Origin of the sequence: Pseudomonas poae RE*1-1-14, assembly GCF_000336465.1 — a bacterium.
Taxonomy (GTDB): Bacteria; Pseudomonadota; Gammaproteobacteria; order Pseudomonadales; family Pseudomonadaceae; genus Aquipseudomonas; species Aquipseudomonas poae.
In genome coordinates this window covers 555,152-575,476 of the sequence record NC_020209.1, presented here as the reverse complement: position 1 = coordinate 575,476, position 20,325 = coordinate 555,152, and the positions used below count along the sequence as shown (strand labels likewise).

The 20,325-nt window shown below is 61.8% G+C and carries 18 protein-coding genes; 10 read left to right on the top strand and 8 right to left on the bottom strand.

Going from position 1 to position 20,325, the window contains the following annotated elements; all coding sequences use genetic code 11:
• Nucleotides 1-42: 42 nt before the first annotated feature.
• From H045_RS02585 to H045_RS02545, 9 genes are all read left to right on the top strand, one after another.
• Nucleotides 43-798 carry a DeoR/GlpR family transcriptional regulator gene (locus tag H045_RS02585; protein ID WP_003231440.1) on the top strand — a complete coding sequence of 252 codons (756 nt, stop codon included), beginning with the start codon at nucleotides 43-45 and terminating at the stop codon, nucleotides 796-798.
• Between the two features lie 273 nt (nucleotides 799-1,071).
• Entirely contained in the window at nucleotides 1,072-2,607 is a 1,536-nt protein-coding gene (gene glpD, locus H045_RS02580) for a glycerol-3-phosphate dehydrogenase (RefSeq protein WP_015371347.1), read from the top strand.
• A 284-nt stretch (nucleotides 2,608-2,891) separates the two neighbouring features.
• Nucleotides 2,892-3,818 (top strand): glutamate/aspartate ABC transporter substrate-binding protein, encoded by a 927-nt coding sequence (locus tag H045_RS02575; protein ID WP_003231444.1) that lies wholly within the window; start codon nucleotides 2,892-2,894, stop codon nucleotides 3,816-3,818.
• 195 nt (nucleotides 3,819-4,013) lie between these two features.
• Nucleotides 4,014-4,760, top strand: coding sequence for an amino acid ABC transporter permease (locus H045_RS02570; RefSeq protein ID WP_003231445.1), 747 nt, complete (start codon nucleotides 4,014-4,016; stop codon nucleotides 4,758-4,760).
• Complete coding sequence (locus H045_RS02565) at nucleotides 4,760-5,431, top strand: amino acid ABC transporter permease (protein WP_015371346.1); 672 nt, start codon at nucleotides 4,760-4,762, stop codon at nucleotides 5,429-5,431. The genes H045_RS02570 and H045_RS02565 overlap by 1 nt, the downstream gene beginning before the upstream one ends.
• Entirely contained in the window at nucleotides 5,428-6,162 is a 735-nt protein-coding gene (locus tag H045_RS02560) for an amino acid ABC transporter ATP-binding protein (protein WP_003231449.1), read from the top strand. The genes H045_RS02565 and H045_RS02560 overlap by 4 nt, the downstream gene beginning before the upstream one ends.
• A 294-nt stretch (nucleotides 6,163-6,456) precedes the next feature.
• Nucleotides 6,457-8,358 carry a two-component sensor histidine kinase AauS gene (gene aauS / locus H045_RS02555; protein WP_015371345.1) on the top strand — a complete coding sequence of 634 codons (1,902 nt, stop codon included), beginning with the start codon at nucleotides 6,457-6,459 and terminating at the stop codon, nucleotides 8,356-8,358.
• A 53-nt stretch (nucleotides 8,359-8,411) separates the two neighbouring features.
• Nucleotides 8,412-9,692, top strand: coding sequence for a two-component response regulator AauR (gene aauR, locus H045_RS02550; RefSeq protein WP_236277521.1), 1,281 nt, complete (start codon nucleotides 8,412-8,414; stop codon nucleotides 9,690-9,692).
• A gap of 8 nt (nucleotides 9,693-9,700) precedes the next feature.
• Nucleotides 9,701-10,030 (top strand): GlpM family protein, encoded by a 330-nt coding sequence (locus tag H045_RS02545; RefSeq protein ID WP_169896392.1) that lies wholly within the window; start codon nucleotides 9,701-9,703, stop codon nucleotides 10,028-10,030.
• A gap of 32 nt (nucleotides 10,031-10,062) precedes the next feature.
• Here the strand turns inward: H045_RS02545 and H045_RS02540 are convergent, their stop codons facing one another.
• The 6 genes from H045_RS02540 to H045_RS02515 all read right to left on the bottom strand — a co-directional run bounded on the left by H045_RS02540 (nucleotide 10,063) and on the right by H045_RS02515 (nucleotide 17,399).
• Complete coding sequence (locus tag H045_RS02540; protein ID WP_015371343.1) at nucleotides 10,063-11,451, bottom strand: sigma-54-dependent transcriptional regulator; 1,389 nt, start codon at nucleotides 11,449-11,451, stop codon at nucleotides 10,063-10,065.
• The gene (locus H045_RS02535) at nucleotides 11,441-13,219 is read right to left on the bottom strand and encodes a sensor histidine kinase (RefSeq protein WP_003231457.1); all 1,779 of its coding nucleotides are present in this window, start codon (nucleotides 13,217-13,219) and stop codon (nucleotides 11,441-11,443) included. Before H045_RS02535 ends, H045_RS02540 begins: the two co-directional genes overlap by 11 nt.
• Nucleotides 13,219-14,343, bottom strand: coding sequence for a GNAT family N-acetyltransferase (locus tag H045_RS02530; RefSeq protein WP_003231459.1), 1,125 nt, complete (start codon nucleotides 14,341-14,343; stop codon nucleotides 13,219-13,221). The genes H045_RS02535 and H045_RS02530 overlap by 1 nt, the downstream gene beginning before the upstream one ends.
• 77 nt (nucleotides 14,344-14,420) lie before the next feature.
• Complete coding sequence (locus H045_RS02525) at nucleotides 14,421-15,314, bottom strand: alpha/beta hydrolase (RefSeq protein ID WP_003231461.1); 894 nt, start codon at nucleotides 15,312-15,314, stop codon at nucleotides 14,421-14,423.
• Nucleotides 15,311-16,705, bottom strand: coding sequence for an aspartate aminotransferase family protein (locus H045_RS02520; RefSeq protein WP_003231463.1), 1,395 nt, complete (start codon nucleotides 16,703-16,705; stop codon nucleotides 15,311-15,313). The genes H045_RS02525 and H045_RS02520 overlap by 4 nt, the downstream gene beginning before the upstream one ends.
• Nucleotides 16,698-17,399, bottom strand: a complete 702-nt coding sequence (locus tag H045_RS02515; protein ID WP_003231464.1) for an HAD-IB family phosphatase — start codon at nucleotides 17,397-17,399, stop codon at nucleotides 16,698-16,700. Before H045_RS02515 ends, H045_RS02520 begins: the two co-directional genes overlap by 8 nt.
• Before the next feature lie 230 nt (nucleotides 17,400-17,629).
• On the opposite strand from H045_RS02515, the gene H045_RS02510 reads away from it, so the two are divergent.
• Nucleotides 17,630-18,391, top strand: a complete 762-nt coding sequence (locus H045_RS02510; RefSeq protein WP_015371342.1) for a MipA/OmpV family protein — start codon at nucleotides 17,630-17,632, stop codon at nucleotides 18,389-18,391.
• Between the two features lie 13 nt (nucleotides 18,392-18,404).
• Here H045_RS02510 and H045_RS02505 read toward each other — a convergent pair whose 3' ends face one another.
• Both H045_RS02505 and H045_RS02500 read right to left on the bottom strand, forming a co-directional pair.
• The gene (locus H045_RS02505; protein ID WP_003231467.1) at nucleotides 18,405-19,058 is read right to left on the bottom strand and encodes a DsbA family oxidoreductase; all 654 of its coding nucleotides are present in this window, start codon (nucleotides 19,056-19,058) and stop codon (nucleotides 18,405-18,407) included.
• 53 nt (nucleotides 19,059-19,111) lie between these two features.
• Nucleotides 19,112-20,131, bottom strand: a complete 1,020-nt coding sequence (locus H045_RS02500; protein WP_003231469.1) for an alpha/beta fold hydrolase — start codon at nucleotides 20,129-20,131, stop codon at nucleotides 19,112-19,114.
• Between the last annotated feature and the right edge of the window lie 194 nt (nucleotides 20,132-20,325).

Sequence of the window (20,325 nt, the reverse complement as noted above, 5' to 3'; positions counted from 1 at the left end):
GCATCATGGGCCACTTTTGTACGGCAGCCCGAAGGACGCCCCATGAATCTGCCTCCCCGCCAGCAACACATCCTCGAACTGGTCCGCGAACGCGGCTATGTCAGTATCGAGGAAATGGCGCAGTTGTTCGTTGTCACCCCACAAACCATCCGCCGCGATATCAATCAATTGGCGGATGCCAATCTGTTGCGCCGCTACCACGGCGGCGCAGCCTATGATTCCAGCGTCGAAAACACCGCCTACGCCATGCGAGCCGACCAGATGCGCGACGAGAAACAGCGCATCGGCGAAGCCATCGCCGCGCAAATCCCCGATCACGCCTCGCTGTTCATCAACATCGGCACCACCACCGAATCCATCGCCCGTGCGCTGCTCAATCACAACCACCTGAAAATCATCACCAATAACCTCAACGTCGCCACCATGCTGAGTGCCAAGGACGACTTCGACGTGCTGTTGACCGGCGGCAACGTGCGCCGTGACGGCGGCGTGGTGGGCCAGGCCAGCGTGGATTTCATCAACCAGTTCAAGGTCGACTTCGCGCTGGTGGGTATCAGCGGGATTGACGAGGACGGCAGCCTGCTGGATTTCGACTACCAGGAAGTGCGCGTGTCACAGGCGATCATTGCGAACGCCCGCCAGGTGATTCTGGCGGCGGACTCCAGCAAATTCGGGCGCAATGCCATGATTCGCCTGGGGCCGATCAGTCTGGTGGATTGCCTGGTAACCGATCAACAACCGGTGCCGGCATTGGTGCAGTTGTTAAATGAGCACAAGGTCAGGCTGGAAGTGGTGTAGCGCCTGTACCGCCGCCTTCGCGGGCATGCCCGCTCCCACATTTGACCGAGTTCCCTCATGAGAACGCGGGTTAAGGTGGGAGCGGGCTTGCCCGCGAAGGCGGTCTATGCAAAAACCTTCCTCAAGCCCACGTTCACAAATTTCCCCTCGCCTGCCCTTCGATGAATTTTTTCAATCGAAGTCGACTGGCTGTGCCCGCGTTTATCAGCTACCATTTTCGCAAATGAACATTAATGTTCGAATTCCAATACAAAATGATTGCGAGGCCAGCCGATGAACCCTTCTACCTTGCCTGCTCCACCCCTTGCCGAAGTCTATGACATTGCCGTAATCGGTGGCGGGATCAATGGCGTCGGGATCGCAGCAGACGCAGCCGGGCGCGGTTTGTCGGTATTCCTTTGCGAAAAGGACGACCTGGCCAGCCACACCTCTTCAGCCAGCAGCAAGTTGATCCACGGTGGCCTGCGCTACCTGGAACACTACGAGTTCCGCCTCGTGCGCGAAGCGCTGGCCGAACGTGAAGTGCTGCTGGCCAAGGCACCGCACATCGTCAAGCAGATGCGCTTCGTGCTGCCGCACCGTCCTCACCTGCGCCCTGCGTGGATGATTCGCGCCGGTCTGTTCCTTTACGACAACCTGGGCAAGCGCGAGAAACTCGCTGGCTCCAAGAGCCTCACCTTCGGCGCCGACAGCCCGCTGAAAAGCGAAATCACCAAAGGCTTCGAATATTCCGACTGCTGGGTCGACGATGCCCGCCTGGTGGTGCTCAACGCCATGGCCGCACGTGAGAAAGGTGCGCACATTCACACCCAGACCCGCTGCGTCAGCGCGCACCGCAGCCAGGGCGTGTGGGAAATGAACATGGAGCGCGCCGACGGCAGCCTGTTTTCGATTCGTGCCAAGGCGCTGGTGAATGCCGCCGGCCCATGGGTCGCCAAGTTCATTCGCGACGACCTCAAGCTGGATTCGCCTTATGGCATCCGCCTGATCCAGGGCAGCCACCTGATCGTGCCGAAACTCTACGAAGGCGCTCACGCACACATCCTGCAAAACGAAGATCAGCGCATCGTCTTCACGATTCCGTACCTGAACGATCTGACCATCATCGGCACCACCGACCGTGAATACGACGGCGACCCGGCCAAGGTGGCAGTCACCGAAGGCGAAACCGACTACATGCTCAACGTGGTCAACGCGCACTTCAAAAAACAGCTGAGCCGCGACGACATCGTCCACACCTATTCGGGCGTGCGCCCGCTGTGCAACGACGAGTCGGACAACCCATCGGCCATCACCCGCGATTACACCCTGTCGCTGTCCGGCGGCACGGGCGAGGCGCCTATCCTGTCGGTGTTCGGCGGCAAGCTGACCACCTATCGCAAGCTGGCCGAGTCGGCCATGGCTCAACTGGCCCCCTACTTCGCGCAGATGCGCCCAAGCTGGACTGCCACCGCCAGCCTGCCGGGCGGTGAGGACATGACCACGCCGCAAGCGCTGGCCGACACCATTGGCAAAAAATTCGACTGGGTGCCAGGTGAACTCGCGCGCCGTTGGTCCGTGACCTACGGCAGCCGCACCTGGCGTTTGCTGGAAGGCGTGCAATCGCTGGCAGACCTGGGCGAGCACCTGGGTGGCGGCCTGTATACCCGCGAGGTCGATTACCTGTGCGCCGAAGAATGGGTGACCCAGCCCCAGGATGTGCTGTGGCGCCGGACCAAACTTGGCCTCTCCACCACCCCGGAAGAACAGGAAAACCTGCAGCGTTATCTGTCCAAGGTCGAGCAAAACCGCAAGATCGAAGCCGCCTGACCTGTGCGGGAGCGAGCGCACTCGCTCCCGCACCATTCGGTTTTCCGAACGCCCGCCCCTTCCCCATTCGGTTTGCCGTACTTGCCCGCAGCAAATCCGCTGTCACATAAAGTTAATTCCTATATAAATCAGCGCCTTAATCTTCTACCGCCGGTCTGGCACGACTCATGCTCTACACTTCCCAACGATTGCCCAGGGCCTCCCAGCAGCCGTTATGGGCATTCGCCGTACAAGAGAGCCGCCTATCCGGCTTCATAAAAAAAACAAATGTCGAGGAAGTATTGATGCGCATCGTTCCCCATATCCTGGGCGCAGCTATCGCTGCTGCTCTGATCAGCACTCCAGTGTTCGCCGCCGAACTCACCGGCACGCTGAAGAAAATCAACGACTCCGGCACCATCACTCTCGCGCACCGCGACAGCTCCATTCCGTTTTCCTACATCGCGGATGGTTCGGGCAAACCTGTGGGCTACTCCCACGACATTCAGCTGGCTATCGTTGAAGCCCTGAAAAAAGACCTGAACAAGCCCGACCTGAAGACCAAGTACAACCTGGTCACCTCGCAAACCCGCATCCCGCTGATCCAGAATGGCACCGCGGACCTGGAATGCGGCTCCACCACCAACAATGCCGAACGCGCCCAACAGGTCGACTTCACCACCAACATCTTCGAAATCGGCACCCGCTTGCTGGTCAAGAAAGACAAGGATGGCAAGCCGTCCTACGGTGATTTCGCCGACCTCAAAGGCAAGAACGTCGTGACCACCGCCGGCACCACGTCCGAGCGCATCATCAAAGCGATGAACGCCGACAAGCAGATGGGCATGAACGTCATCTCCGCCAAAGACCATGGCGAATCCTTCCAGATGCTCGAAAGCGGCCGCGCCGTAGCATTCATGATGGACGACGCCCTGCTGGCCGGTGAAGAAGCCAAGGCCAAGAAGCCGGACGACTGGGTCATCACCGGTACGCCACAATCCTTCGAGGCGTATGCCTGCATGGTTCGCAAGGACGACCCGGCCTTCAAGAAAGCCGTGGATGACGCTATCGTCGGCCTGTTCAAATCCGGCGAGATCAACAAGATCTACAGCAAGTGGTTCGAAAGCCCGATTCCACCCAAAGGCCTGAACCTTAACTTCCCGATGAGTGACAAGGTTAAAGAGCTGATCGCCAACCCAAGCGACAAGCCGGCGCCCGACGTAAAAATCTGACACCGAACTAACCTTATCGCCTGAGGGAGCCCACCCTCCCTCAGGCATCTGTTACTACCTGCTGGCTGTATTTTTGGAACACTCGACCTGGCGGTTTCCGAGCCGATCGCGTGTGCCTGGCATTCAATGTCGGGCGGGAATGGACTTTCCCCAAGCGGGTGCTTGTACATCGATCGATTTCGAGGGGAGACCCTAATGAATTACAACTGGGACTGGGGCGTGTTCTTCAAGTCCACCGGCGTTGGCAGCGAGACCTATCTCGACTGGTACATCGCCGGCCTGGGCTGGACCATTGCCATCGCCGTCGTGGCATGGATTATCGCCTTGCTGCTGGGGTCCATTCTGGGCGTCATGCGCACCGTGCCAAATCGCCTCGTGGCGGGCATTGCGACCTGCTACGTCGAACTGTTTCGCAACGTGCCGCTGCTGGTTCAGCTGTTCATCTGGTATTTCCTGATACCCGACCTGCTGCCCCAAGGCCTGCAGGACTGGTACAAACAGGACCTCAACCCGACCACCTCGGCCTACCTCAGCGTCGTCGTGTGCCTGGGCCTGTTCACCGCCGCTCGTGTTTGCGAGCAAGTGCGCACCGGTATCCAGGCGCTGCCACGCGGCCAGGAATCCGCAGCACGCGCCATGGGCTTCAAGCTGCCGCAGATCTACTGGAACGTGCTGTTGCCCCAGGCCTACCGCATCATCATTCCGCCGCTCACCTCCGAATTCCTCAACGTCTTCAAGAACTCCTCCGTGGCGTCCCTGATCGGCCTGATGGAACTGCTGGCGCAAACCAAACAGACCGCCGAATTTTCGGCCAACCTGTTTGAAGCCTTCACCTTGGCCACACTGATCTACTTCACCCTGAACATGAGCCTGATGCTGCTGATGCGCGTGGTCGAGAAGAAAGTCGCCGTGCCCGGCCTGATCTCTGTGGGGGGCAAATAATGGAACTTGATTTCAGCGGTATCATCCCCGCCATCCCGGGCCTGTGGAACGGCATGGTCATGACCTTGCAGTTGATGGTCATGGGCGTCATCGGCGGCATCGCACTGGGCACGGTACTGGCGCTGATGCGCCTGTCGTCAAGCAAACTGCTCTCGCGTGTGGCCGGCGCCTATGTGAACTACTTCCGCTCGATCCCGCTGCTGCTGGTGATCATCTGGTTCTACCTGGCGGTGCCGTTCGTGTTGCGCTGGATCACCGGCGAAGACACACCCATTGGTGCGTTCACCTCCTGCGTCGTGGCCTTCATGATGTTCGAAGCCGCCTACTTCTGCGAAATCGTGCGGGCAGGCGTGCAGTCGATCCCCAAGGGCCAGATGGCCGCCGCACAAGCGATGGGCATGACCTACGGCCAGACCATGCGCCTGATCATCCTGCCCCAGGCGTTCCGCAAGATGACCCCGTTGCTGCTGCAACAGTCGATCATCCTGTTCCAGGACACCTCGCTGGTCTACACCGTGGGCCTGGTGGACTTCCTCAACTCCGCCCGCTCCAACGGCGACATCATCGGTCGTTCCAATGAGTTCCTGATCTTCGCCGGTGTCGTCTACTTCATCATCAGCTTTTCCGCCTCGCTGCTGGTCAAGCGTCTGCAAAAAAGGTTTGCCGTATGATCTCTATCAAGAACATCAACAAGTGGTATGGCGACTTCCAGGTGCTGACCGATTGCAGCACCGAGGTTAAAAAAGGCGAAGTGATCGTGGTGTGCGGGCCGTCCGGCTCGGGCAAATCCACCCTGATCAAATGCGTGAACGCGCTGGAACCGTTCCAGAAGGGTGACGTAGTCGTCGACGGCACCTCCATCGCCGACCCGAAGACCAACCTGCCCAAACTACGCTCGCGGGTGGGCATGGTGTTCCAGCACTTCGAGCTGTTCCCGCACCTCACCATCACCGAAAACCTGACCATCGCGCAGATCAAGGTACTGGGCCGCAGCAAGGAAGAGGCCACCCAAAAGGGCCTGCAACTGCTTGAGCGGGTTGGCCTGTCGGCCCACGCTCACAAGCACCCCGGCCAACTGTCCGGCGGACAGCAGCAACGTGTTGCCATTGCCCGTGCATTGGCCATGGACCCGATCGTCATGCTGTTCGACGAACCGACTTCGGCCCTCGACCCGGAAATGGTCAACGAGGTGCTCGACGTGATGGTGCAACTGGCGCAGGAAGGCATGACCATGATGTGCGTGACCCACGAAATGGGTTTTGCGCGCAAAGTGGCCGACCGCGTGATCTTCATGGACGCCGGCAAGATCATCGAAGACTGCCCGAAAGAGGAATTCTTCGGCGACATCAGCGCCCGCTCCGAACGCGCACAGCACTTCCTCGAGAAAATCCTGCAGCACTGAGTCTTGCATCACTTTGTAGGTGTGGCTATTTGTTGTGAGCACACCTGTTGTGGCGAGCGGGCTTGCCCCGCGTTGGGGTGCGGAGCGCCCCCAATCCAGCAAAGCGCGGTGTACCTGATACGGCTCAGCGCCTGGTTTAGGGGCTGCTGCGCAGCCCAACGCAGGACAAGCCTGCTCGCCACAGGGAATCTGCGCTTAACTGGACGGCATTAGGGCTTGCCCGCTCGCCACAACAAGCCCGCTCGCCAACGGGCAAGCACCGTAAGCACAACTGGTTGACCCAAGGCATCTGTGATGAAATGCGACCCCAACCAATTTCGCGCCGCACCGCCATCACTTGCCGTGAAAACTCGCCTGATACGCCAACTGTTCCTGCCGCCACTGGTCGTCGCCCTGATGATCGGCCTGGGTTTCATCGGCTTCTGGATCAGTGAGTACTACGGCATCCGCACCCTCAGCGACACCGGTGAACGCCAGCTTGAACTGCATGCGCGCACGGTCGAAAGCGAACTGGGCAAATACACCTACCTGCCCAGCCTGCTGGAGCTGGAATCCAGCGTGTCCAAACTGCTGGCCGAGCCGAATCAGGAAACCCGCAAAACCGTCAACGATTACCTCGAAGGCCTGAACCGACGCAGTCGCAGTCGGGCCATCTACGTGATGGACACCACCGGCCGCGTGCTGGCCACCAGTAACTGGCGCGATGCCGACAGTTACCAGGGCGAAGACCTGTCCTTTCGTGCCTACTTCCAGAATGCCGTGCGCGGTCAGCCGGGGCGCTTCTACGGCATCGGCAGCACCAACGGCGAACCCGGCTACTACCTGGCCCATGGCCTGGAAGAGCACGGCAAGATCATCGGCGTGGCCGTGGTCAAGGTGCGCCTCGAAGCCCTGGAAGAACGCTGGCAACGCGCGCGCCTCGAAGCGTTCGTCAGTGACGAGAATGGCATCATCATCCTCTCCAGCGACCCGGCCCGGCGCCTCAAGGCCGTGCGTCCACTGAGCGACGACACCCGCGACCGCCTGGCCCACAGCCTGCAATATTACTGGGCGACGCTGAACGAACTCGAACCCCTGGCCCGCGAACGCCTCAATGAGGTCAGCGAAACACTGACGTTCCCGGCCAACAGCGAAGTGGTCAACGATGCCCACGAGGTGAGCTACCTGGCACAAACCCGCCCGCTGCTCGATACGCCGTGGCATTTCACACTGCTCACCCCGCTCAACGATCTGCGCCGCGCTGCAATCAACCAGGGCATCCTGGTGGCCGTCGCCTTTGGGCTGGTGGCGTTCTTGCTGATCGCCTGGAACGAGCGGCGCAAAGTGATCGCCACCCGCCTCGCCGCACGGGAAGCCTTGCAGGAAGCCAACAGCCAGCTGGAACGGCGGATCGCCGAGCGCACCAGCGACCTGCGCGCCAGCAACGAACGGCTCAAGGGCCAGATTCGCGAGCGCCGCCAGGCCGAAGAAACCCTGCGCCGCGCTCAGGATGAACTGGTGCAGGCCGGCAAGCTGGCGGCCATCGGCCAGATGTCCACCAGCATCGCCCACGAACTGAACCAGCCGCTGGCCGCGCTGCGTACCTTGTCCGGCAACACCGTGCGCTTCCTCGAACGCGGCGCGCTGGACACCGCCAGCGCCAACCTCAAGACCATCAACGAACTGATCGACCGCATGGGCCGCATCACCGCCAGCCTGCGCTCGTTTGCGCGGCGCGGCGATGACCAGAGCCAGGCCAGCCTCACCAAAGCGGTGGACGCCGCGTTTCAGGTGCTCGGTGCACGCGTGGACAGCCAGCCACTGAGCGTGCATAGCGATTTCGCCACCGTGCAGCTGCAGATTGACCAGACACGCCTGGAGCAGATACTGGTCAACCTGATCGGCAACGCCCTGGATGCCATGCAAGACCAACCGTCGCCGGAACTGTGGCTGGAAGGCAGCAGCAGCGAAGGCAAATATCGCCTGCGGGTGCGCGACAACGGCCACGGCGTTGACGCCGAGGCGCGCAAACATTTGTTCGAACCGTTCTTCACCACCAAGCCCGGCGAGCAAGGCCTGGGACTTGGCCTGACACTGTCGGCCAGCCTGGCGGCAGCCACCGGCGGCAACCTTGCCGTGGAACACCCGGCCAGTGGTGGTACGGCCTTCGTCCTGAGCCTGCCGCTGGCGGGCACTCAACCCACTGAGTCGACATGAATATCACGCCCCAAGACCTCACCGTGCTGATCGTCGAAGACGACCCCCATGTGCTGCTCGGCTGCCAGCAGGCCCTGGCGCTGGAAGACATTGCCAGTGTCGGCGTGGGCAGCGCCGAAGAGGCGCTCAAGCGCGTCGACGAGCACTTCGCCGGCATCGTCATCAGCGACATTCGCCTGCCGGGTATTGATGGGCTGGAACTGCTGACCCGCCTCAAGGCTCTGGATAAAAGCCTGCCGGTCGTGCTGATCACCGGCCATGGCGACATCGCCATGGCGGTCGGCGCCATGCGCAACGGCGCCTATGACTTCATGGAGAAACCCTTTTCTCCCGAACGCCTGGTCGACGTCGCCCGTCGTGCCCTGGAGCAGCGCGCTCTGGCGCGCGAGGTCTGGGCGCTGCGTCGCCAACTGGCCGAGCGCGACTCGCTGGAAGGCCGCATCATCGGGCGTTCGCAGGCGATGCAGAACCTGCGCGACCTGATCGCCAACGTCGCCGACACTTCGGCCAACGTGCTGATCGAAGGCGAGACCGGCACCGGCAAGGAGTTGGTCGCGCGTTGCCTGCATGATTTCAGCCGCCGCCATTCCCACCCGTTCGTCGCGCTCAACTGCGGTGGCCTGCCGGAGAACCTGTTCGAAAGCGAGATTTTCGGCCACGAAGCCAATGCCTTCACCGGCGCGGGCAAGCGCCGCATCGGCAAGATCGAACACGCCCATCAAGGCACGCTGTTTCTCGATGAAGTGGAAAGCATGCCGATCAATCTGCAGATCAAGCTGCTGCGGGTGTTGCAGGAACGCACCCTGGAACGCCTGGGCTCGAACCAGAGCGTGGCGGTGGATTGCCGAGTGATCGCCGCCACCAAGTCCGACCTCGATGAACTGAGCCGCGCCGGCCAGTTCCGCAGCGACCTGTACTACCGGCTCAACGTGGTCACCCTGGAACTGCCGCCGCTGCGCGAGCGTCGCGAAGACATTCTGCAACTGTTCGAACACTTTTTGCAGCAATCATCCCTGCGCTTCGATCGCAGCGTGCCGGACCTGGACAACCAGACGTTGTCGAGCCTGATGAGCCACGATTGGCCGGGCAACGTGCGCGAACTGCGCAACGTCGCCGAACGCTTCGCCCTGGGCCTGCCGGCCTTCAAAAAGCCCGGCGCGGGAGGCAGCAACCACGGCCTGGCCTTCACCGAAGCGGTGGAAGCCTTCGAACGCAACCTGCTCAACGACGCGCTGCAACGCAGCGGCGGCAACCTGACCCAGGCCAGCCAGGAACTGGGAATGGCCAAGACCACGCTGTTCGACAAGGTCAAAAAATACGGGTTGGGCCATTGATGGATCTATTGTTGAAGGCCGCCCTCGGCGCGGCGGTGGTGGTGATACTTGCCGCACTGGCCAAGACCCGAAACTATTACATCGCCGGCCTGGTGCCGCTGTTCCCGACCTTTGCGCTGATCGCCCATTACATCGTCGGCAAGGGCCGTTCGGTGGAGGATTTGAAGACCACCATCCTGTTCGGGATGTGGTCGATCATTCCGTATTTTGTGTATCTGGCGACACTGTATGTGATGGTCGACCGGATGCGGCTGGAAGCCTCACTGGCCGTCGCCACCGTCGCCTGGCTGATCGCCGCGACGCTGCTGGTGAGCGTATGGGTCAGGGTTCACACCTGACACACTGCCGTCAACCATGTGGGAAATCCCTCTCAGCGCACTATCTTGTCCACCTGAATCCCCAGCTTCTTCAGCCGATACCAGAAGCTTCTCTCGGAAATCCCGATCTTCGCCGCCGCTGCAGCCTGCACGCCATTGCTCTCCTGCAGCGCCGCCAGAATGTAGCCCTTCTCCACATCCGCCAGCGCCGCATCCAAATCCTGGGGCACGTCCGGACCGTCGCTGCGCAGCACCGTCTCGGTGGGCCTGGAGGCATACAGGTAACCCGGCAGGTCGATATCTTCGATCACCGGCGATGCCGCTACAATCGTCGCCCGCTCGACGCAGTTCTGCAGCTCACGAATATTGCCCGGCCAGTGATACGCCGCCATCGCCTGCAACGCCTCGGGGCTGAAGCCGGTGATGCGTTTGCCGGCCGTCGCGCTGATGGTGTGGGCGAAGTGGCGGGCCAGGGGCACGATATCTTCCGCGCGCTCACGCAGCGCCGGCAGCGGAATCGGGAACACATTGAGGCGGTAATACAGGTCTTCGCGAAACTCCTTTCTGGCCACTGCCTCCAGCAGGTTTTTATTGGTGGCGGCGATCACCCGCACGTCCACCTTGCGCTCGCGCGGATCACCCACCGGCTCGATCACCCGCTCCTGCAAGGCACGCAGGATCTTGGCCTGCAAGGCCAAAGGCATATCCCCCACTTCGTCGAGAAACAGCGTGCCTTTGTCAGCCTGCATGAAGCGCCCGACCCGGTCCGCCACGGCGCCGGTGAAAGCGCCCTTGCGATGGCCGAACATTTCGCTTTCCAGCAGGCCTTCGGGAATGGCCGCGCAGTTGACTGCCACGAACGGTTTGTCCGCGCGGCTGCCGTGCTTGTGGATGGCACGGGCGACCATTTCCTTGCCGGTGCCGCTTTCGCCGGTCAGCAGGATGGTCGCGGTGCTGTCGCGCACCGAATCCACCGCGTGCAGCACCTGGCGAAACGCCGGGCTGTCGCCCACCAGGCTGTCGAATTGGGCGTGTTCGTCCAGCTCGGCGCGCAAGCGCGCATTGTCGCGAGTGATGTCACGAAACTGCAGCGCCTTGGCCACGGTGATGTCCAGCTCGTCGATATCGAACGGCTTGGCGATGTAGTCGTAGGCGCCGTTGCGCATCGACTGCACGGCGTTTTTGACGGTGCTGTAGGCGGTCATCACGATCACCGGCACCTGCGGGTAGCGCACGCGGATCTCGGCCAGCAGTGCCGGCCCGTCCATGCCCGGCATGCGCCAGTCACTGATCACCAGGTCAATGTCTTCCTGCTCCAATACCTTGAGCGCGTGCAGGCCGTTGCCCGCGGTAAACACCTGGATACCGCTCTGGCTCAGGGCGGACGACAGCAGGTCGCAGAGCTTGGGCTCGTCGTCGACCACCAATACGTTATGCGTCATGACCTTCCTCATCGTCGCCGTCGTCTTCACCGTCAGCCGGAATGTACAGGCTGAAGGTGGCGCCGGCATCTTTCTCGCTGGTGCACTCGATGCTGCCGTCGTGACTTTCCATGATCGAATAGACTTTGGCCAGGCCCAGGCCCGTGCCCGACGCCTTGGTGGTGACAAAGGGGGTGAAGATACGCTCGATCATATCCGCCGCAATGCCCTGGCCAGTGTCAGTGATGCTGATCACCGTATTGCCGCCCTGGCTGCGGATGCCCAGGGTCAGGCGGCCGCCTTCGGGCATCGCGTCGATGGCGTTGAGGATCAGGTTGAGGCAGGCCTGCTTGAGCTGCTTGGCATCGGCATACAAGGTCGCACCGGGCGCCTGATCGTCGATATGCGCATCGATGTTGTGGGTGGTCAGTTCCGGGCTGCAAAAGCCGAGGATTTCCTCCACCAGCGGGCGTGCCGCCTGCTGCACCCGCAGCGGCGGGTTGGGCTTGGCGAAATCGAGAAATTCAGTGATCAGCTCATTGATACGGCTGACTTCGTTGATCACGTATTCCAGGTGGCGCTTGTCGCTGTCCGGCAGATCGACGCGACGGTGCAGCAGTTGGGTGGCGGTCTTGATGATGCCCAGCGGGTTGCGGATTTCGTGGGCCAGGCCCATGGCAACCTCGCCCAGGGCGTGCAGCCGGTCGCGCCGACGCAACTGGGCTTCGAGGTGATGCAACTCGCCCAGGCGCTCGGTCATGTGGTTGAAGGTGCTGCTCAACTGCGCCAGTTCATCGCCGCCGCTGGTCCGCACCCGGTGCTGGTAATCCCCTGCGATCACCGCATCGACTCCCTCGGAGAGGTCGCGCAGCGGCCGGGTCAGGCGCCGCGACACCAGCACACCGGCGGCCAGCGACAGCGCCGAACTGAGCAGGAAAATCAGCAAGAACAAATTGCTCTGGTTGACCAGCCCCACCAGGCTGGTATGGCGCAGCAGGCCGCTGAAGATCACGCCCTGCAGTTCGCCGGCATCATTGAAGATCGGCCAGTACAGGCCGCTGTAATTGCTGGTGAACTGCTCGCTCGGCTGGCGGCTGGCACGCATGGCCGTTTCGATATTGGCCGGGATGCGCAACGGATGATCATCGAAGCGCTGGGTCGAGAATATCTCCGAAAAGCCCTCCGGATTGGCTAGATACAGGCGCAGATCAAGGGAATGCACATCGGCCACGCTGGTCAGGAAACTGCTGTCCAGATAGGTGGCCACCAGCAGTTGGTAATCGACGCCATCGCGGTTGGTTTCGAAGGTCGAGACCACCAGGCCCGTCATCACCCCCGCGACCTTGACGGTTTGCAGGACCGCTTTGCTGGTGAGGTTGATCTGCCTGACCACGTCTTCGGACGCCGTGCTGAACACCACCTTCTGGTCGCTGCTGCGGATCAGCGCGACCACATCGATATCGGTGGCGTCGGCGATGTCGGCGGTCAGCCGGTCGTGCCGCGCCGCCTGGGGGCTCGACGGCGGGCTGGTATAGCGCAGGAACAGTTTGGCCATGCGCGCATTGTCATGAAGGATATCGCCAATCTCGTCCTTGACGATCTTGGTCGACTCCTGCAGCCAGATGCGCACGTTGCTGTCGAAAATCTGCGACAGCGTGGTCGCGGCCAGTTCGGCGGCGATCATGGTTGGAATAACACTGACCAGCCAGAACGCCAGCACCAGCTTACGCTGGACACTCCAGCGCGAAATGGCAAATGGACGGGCTTTCTGGCGGGTCTTGTTGATCATCAGGTTTCGCTTATCACAGCAGCCATGGCAGGGTCGGAACGGTCCGGTCGCAGAAACGCTTTCACCAGGTTGAGCAGCACGTTGACCACCCGGTTGCGATGGCGAAAGAACAAATATCTGCCCTGGAACTCGCAACCCAGGCGCAGTTTACTGGCATAGCCTTCCTGACCGCACTCATAGAGCGGGATCCGGTGCGCAATACAATAGTCGACATTGGTCAGCCAACTGCGAAAGTACAGGTTGTACTCGCGCCCGAACGCGCTGTCATGCCCGAAAAACTTGTCGATCAGGCGATGTTCGTCCACCAGGATCAGGTTGAACGCCACCAGCTGTTCGCCCACCCAATACAAAACACACACCGCCCGCCCCTGCATCCGTTCGAGCAACCCGGTGAAGTAGCTGGCCGGCAGGCGCTCGAATTGCAGGTCGGCGCGGCTGAGCGTGGCCTCGTACAGGCGCATGACCTCGGGCAGCACATCATCGATGTTGCGCCGCCACTCCAGGCGCGGCCCCGGCGCCCGCAGTTTGCGGCGCAGGTCCTTGCGGGTCGACTTGCACAACGAGCCGAGGTAGGCGTCCACCGATCCGTAGGGCACCCTCAACACGCCGCCGGGCAAGCCTGGCATGCTTTTGAAACCTGCGCCGCGGCAACTGGCGGCCCACTGCGAATCCTGTGAGGCGACGTCCTTGACCGCCACCAGGTTGATGCCGAACTCACTGGCATCCTGGCGCGCGGCCTTGATCAACTGCTTGAGCAACAGCGGGCGCCGTGCCAGGGGCACGCTGCTGGCAATGCCTGCGTCACAGCGCTCGGCCATCGGCGAACCGATGGCGTACAGCGGCAACTGCAAAACACCCGGCCACAGGCGCTCCAGGCGTTCGGTAAACCGCTTGCCAGCGCCCGATACCGTGGTGTCGAGGCGATAACGGGTGATGAATGCAGACGCCACCGCCACCAGCGTGCCGTCCTCATAGACCGCCAGGTAGCGCCATGTGAAATCGGCGATGGCGGCGTTTTCCACCACGACGTAATAATCCCAATCCTCCAGCGCCCCCGGAAAACAGTCGTTCCAGGCACTGCGCTGGATGGCCCGGATGGTCGAGAAGGCTTGCGTGGTGATCACGGTTTTCCCTTATTTGTGTGGCGAGCACCGATCCCGTGTGGGAACTGGCTTGTCTGCGCTACAGGCACCTCGGTGGGTCAGGCGGACCGCAGTGAGGCAATCGCAGGCAAGCCAGCTCCCACATTGACCAAGGTGGTGTTTGTCGACGTGTGTTGCTCAACGAACCGGGCACTCAACTCGATCACCCGCCGGTATTGCAGGTCGACGGTGATCATGTGGTAGCAGTTGTCCAGCAGGATCTTGGTCACCGGGCCGCCGAGGTGACGCTCCACGTAGTCGGCGTTCCAGCGGCTGGTGATGTCGTCCTCGATGGAATGCAGCACCAGCGCCGGCACCTTGACTTCGCGCATGCGTTTTTTGACCACGGCGTTCATGCGGTGCAACTCGCGCACCGTGATGCCCTCCATGGTCAACAGGCCGGCCTCGCTGCTCTCCCCTTCTTTCATCTGGCGTTCGACGACAGCCCGCAGGCGCTCGTTCTTGATGCCGTAGGGCGGCTTTTCTTCGAAGCGGCAGACATGCACGCCGAACGGAATCTTCATCAGCAACGGCGACAGAAACGCCAGCTTGCTGATGCTCCAGCCGTCGTACTTCAGGGTCGTGGAATACATCAACAACCCGGCCACCTGCCCAGGGTGCTCAGCGGCGACGTACATCGACATCACCGCGCCCATGGACAGGCCGCCGACAAATACCTGTGCATGGCGCTGTTTGATTTGTACGAAGGCCTTGCGCACGCCTTCGTACCAGTCACGCCAGCCGGTGGCCTGCAGGTCGCTGTTGTCACCGCAGTGCCCGGCCAGGGTCGGCACGTACACCGTGCAGTTGCCTGCCTTGACCAGCCCCTTGGCGACCTGGCGCAATTCCGTCGGGGTGCCGGTCAGGCCGTGGATCAACAGGATCCCGACCGGACCTTCACCGAGAACGAAGCCGGCAGTACCTTCGCCGAGGTCGATCTCTGCGCCGTTCACCGCCGGGTTGCCCGCACCAGCAGTTGCTCGAGCAGCTTGAGGCCCAGGTCGATTTCCGGGTAGCTGATTTCCAGTGACGGTGCCAGGGTGATCACGTTCTTGTAGTAGCCGCCCACGTCGAGAATCAACCCGAGTTTGCGCCCGTCCACCACCATGTCGCCCTTCATGCCTTCCTCGACCATGTAGTCCAGGGTTGCCTTGTCCGGGGTGAAGCCGTCCGGGCCGCAGATTTCGCAGCGCAGCGCCAGGCCCAGGCCGTCCACGTCGCCGATGATCGGGAAGCGCTTCTGCAAATCCTGCAGGCCTTCGAGGAAGTACTTGCCCTTGTTCATGACCATGGCGCCGTAGTCGACTTCATTGGTCATCTTGAACATTTCCAGGCCCACCGCCGTGCCCAGCGGGTTGGAAGCGAAGGTGGAGTGAGTGGAGCCCGGCGGGAAGATTTTCGGGTTGATCAACTCTTCGCGGGCCCAGATGCCGCCCAGCGGGTTGAGGCCGTTGGTCAGCGCCTTGCCGAACACGATCACGTCCGGCTGCACGTCAAAGTGCTCGATGGACCACAGTTTGCCGGTGCGGTAGAAGCCCATCTGGATTTCGTCGGACACCATCAGGATGCCGTGTTGATCCAGCACATGCTTGAGCTCGCGGTAGAAGTTCATCGGCGGGATCACGTAGCCGCCGGTGCCCTGGATCGGCTCGACGTAGAACGCCGCATATTCGCACTGGTTGGTTTTCGGGTCCCAGACGCCGTTGTATTCGGTCTCGAACAAACGGGCGAATTGCTGCACGCAGTGGCTGCCGTACTCTTCCTTGGTCATGCCTTTGGGGCCACGGAAGTGGTACGGGAACGGGATGAAGTTGGCGCGCTCGCCAAAATGGCCGTAGCGGCGACGGTAGCGGAAGCTGGAGGTGATCGACGAGGCGCCGAGGGTACGCCCGTGGTAACCGCCTTCGAAGGCGAACATCAGGCTCTTGCCGTTGGAGGCGTTACGCACCACTTTCAACGAGTCTTCGATGGACTGCGAACCGCCGACGTTGAAGTGCACGCGACCGTCGAGGCCGAACTTCTTCTTGGCATCGACCGCGATCATTTCCGACAGCTCGATCTTGCCCTTGTGCAGGTACTGGCTGGCGATTTGCGGCAGGGTGTCGATCTGTTGCTTGAGCGCGTTGTTCAGGCGCGGGTTGGCGTAGCCGAAGTTCACCGCCGAGTACCACATCTGCAGGTCGAGGTAGGCCTGGTCTTCGGTGTCCCACACGTAGGAGCCTTCGCAACGGCTGAAAATGCGCGGTGGCTCGATGTAATGAACAGTGTCGCCGTAGGAGCAGTACTTGGCTTCTTTATCCAGAAGGATCTGGTCTTCGGCGGTGGCGATACGGATATCAGACATGGTGGAAGAGTTCCTGGTTGTCGGCAGCAGTAAAGGAGGTGGCGTTGGCCGCAATGCCCTGGGGCAATTGCGCGAGCAATGCAGTCACTTGGGCAAAGGTGTCGAAGCGCGCATGAGGAATCTGGTGGGCGACGCAGTAGTCGGCGAGGCTGCCCTTGGCAAACACGAAGTCGGCGGTGGCGGCCACGCACATGTCCGACTTGCCGTCACCGATCACCAGCACGCGCTTGTTGCCCGGCGTGGACTTGCATTTGCAGTTGCCGGCGGCGGCACGGCAGGCATCACTTGAGTAGGGAAAGTCGATGCGCCAGCTGTTCTGGTCGACCTGGCGCAGGCGGTTGGCAAGGATCGGCAGCAGGGTCACGTAATTGCGCGAGAGGATGCGCGCGATGCCTTGCTCGATGCCGTCGCTGACCACTTCGATGGTCGCGCCCAGGCCCATGACGTGATCGACGAAATCCGGGAAGTCCGGGTCGATCTCGACGCTGTCGAAGTACGCCAGCAGTTCGGCAGGCGTGGCCTTGATCAGCGCCAGTTGGCGGCTCAGGCATTCGCGTGAACCGATGTGCCCGTCCAGCCATTGCTGTTCGATGGTTTCCCACTCGGGCCCGGCGAAGCGTTGGAGGACGTTGTCGATGACATCGGTGGGAGTGATAGTCCCGTCGAAGTCACACACGATATGCCAGTGGATCATCTGCGTCGTACCTTGTGAGAGCGCGCTCTGTGCGCTTGCACCAGGGGTAGAGCAGGGAGTGTGCCAAGTGGACAAAGCCCAGCAGGGCCGGGCTTTTGGCGCACATTACCGAGGGATTGGCAGCGTGAAAGCTACAATTTTTGTAGCTTGCTACAAACAAGATGAGTGCTTGCGCCGGGGCCGCCCTTCGCGCGTGAATGCGCGCATGTTCCGATCAAGGAGTGCGCACCATGCGCCAGTTTTCGACGGCGGTACTTGCAGGATTATCGTGGGTGTTTTCCAGCGCGGTGCTGGCCGCCGGCATCAGCGGTGAAGTCGGCGCGGGTCTCGCCTATCAGCCCCACGACCCCAGCGGAAACCACTACGAAGCGCGTCCCATCCCCTACTTCGACCTGGACTGGGGCACGCTCAGCCTGGACACCGATGACGGCCTGACCTGGCGCGCACTCGACAGCCGGGGCATCAGCGCCGGCCCCTATGTCAATTACCTGCAGGGCCGGGAAAGCAACGGCCCGTTGCGCGGCCTGCGTGATGTGCCGGACATGGCCGAGGTCGGCGGGTTCGTCCAGTACGCCCCGGCCGATTTCTGGCGCGTGTATGCGCAGGTGGGCCAGGCCGTCGGCGGCGGGCGCGAGCAAGGTGGCGTGCTGGGCAAGCTTGGCGGCGAGCTGGGCTACCCACTGGGCGGCGTCATCGGCAGCACCGGCCTGATGGCGCACTTTGCCGACGCGCGCCAGACCCAGACCTTTTTTGGCGTGGATACCCGGGAGTCGGCCGCTTCTGGGATCCGCGCCTATAACGCCAGCGCGGGGTTCCAGAACCTCACGCTGACCCAAAGCTTCGAATTCCCCCTGGCCGCACACTGGTCGCTGCTGACCAGCGCCAGTTGGGTGCACCTCGTCGGTTCGGCGGCCAACAGCAGCCTCGTCAAGCAAGCCGGGCATGTGAACCAGGGCCAGTTGCAGACGGCGATCAGCTACAAATTCGACTGACCCGCCCAAAGGCTCAGCCTTTGGCTTCCTGGATGATCTGGCGAATCGCGCCGACGAAGGCTTCGGCCGGCTGGCCGCCGCTGACGGCGTACTGGTCGTTGAACACGATGGTCGGCACCGAGGTCACGCCACGGGAGATCCACAGCTGCTCCTGCTCACGCACTTGGGCGGCATATTCATCGCTGGCGAGAATCTCGGCGGCGCGCTGCACGTCCAGGCCGACGCTTTCGGCGATGATCGCCAGGGTGGCGTGGTCGGACGGGTCCTGGCCATCGCTGAAGTAGGCCTTGAACAGTGCTTCCTTGAGGTTGTACTGCAAACCTTCAAGACCGGCCCAATGCAGCAGGCGGTGAGCGTCGAAGGTGTTGTAGATACGGCTCTGCCCATCGGTGCGGAAGGCAAAGCCCAGCGCGGCGCCCATGTCGCGGATACGCGCGCGATTGGCCTGGGACTCTTCGGCGCTGGAGCCGTACTTTTCAGTGATGTGCTCGACGATGTTCTGCCCGATGGCGGGCATGTTCGGGTTGAGTTCGAACGGCTGGAAATGGATCTCGGCCTGCACCTCGGCGCCGAGCTGGTCCAGTGCTTCGGTCAGGCCGCGCAGGCCGATGATGCACCAGGGGCAGGACACGTCACTGACGAAATCGATTTTCAGGGGAGTACTCATGGCAGGCAACCTCGCAGGCAAATGTGTCGCAAAGGTTGCACGATACACCAATGTCACAGCACCTTCGAAGGCGCCACCGCATCGATCTGCGCCCAGTGCGCCGTATCTTCGCGATGGGCTTGCAGGTACGGCAGCACAGCCGCCAGCAGGGGCGCCTTGAACGCTTCCTGGAAACGATGGGCCAGGCCCGGAATCAGCTTCAACTGGCTGCCCTGAATATGCGCGGCCAGGTGGATGCCATGCATCACCGGCAACAGCGGGTCGGCGGTGCCGTGCACCACCAGCGTCGGCACGCGCAGCTGGTTGAGCAACGGCACGCGGCTCGGTTCGGCGAGGATGGCCATGATCTGGCGCTTCACGCCTTCGGGATTGAAGGCACGGTCGTAGGACAGCGCCGCCTGATGCAACAACATCTGGCGGTCATCCTTCACGTTCGGGCTGCCCAGGGCCGCGAGCAGATCTGCCTGCTGCTCCAGCGCCACTTCGCGGTTGGGCGCGCTGCGCCGCGCCAGCAATTGCACCAGCGCCGCGTTCGGAGCCGGCAGGCCTTCGGCGCCGGAGCTGGTCATGATCAGCGTCAGGCTTTCCACCCGTTGCGGCGCCATGGCGGCCAGGTGCTGGGCGATCATGCCGCCCATGCTCGCGCCAAGTACGTGAAATTGCTGGACGTGCAAGGCGTCCATCAAGCCCAGCGCGTCATCGGCCATGTCCGTCAGCGTATAGGGCGCCGACACCGGCAGCCCGAGCTTGTAGCGCAGCACCTCGAACGTCAGGTTGGCGCTGGCCGGCGCCTGGCGCCAGGTGGACAAGCCGACGTCACGGTTGTCATAGCGGATCACCCGAAAGCCTTGCTCGCACAGGGCGACCACCACTTCGTCAGGCCAGTGGATCAATTGCCCGCCCAGGCCCATCACCAACAGCAAGGCAGGGTCGGACGCACGGCCGATGCTCTGGTAGGCGATGCTCACCTGCGCCAGGTCGACGGTTTGGGTCGGGACATTGACATCGCATCGAGACGCCGCAAAACACGGCAGGCCGACTAAAAGAGCGGCCAGTAAAAGCAACACACGCATGGAAAACACCGAAACGCAGAACCCCAGTAGAGCGCGAGTCTGATGAAGTTTGTTCAAGCGCGCTGCCACACTTGCATGACAGTTTGATGAAGAGCGCCCAACGGTCATTTACGCCGGATGCTAGACAGGGATACCGCCTGGCGCATCGCGCACTCCCCTGTAATGACGACCTTGGCGCAGGCGCACCCCGCTCC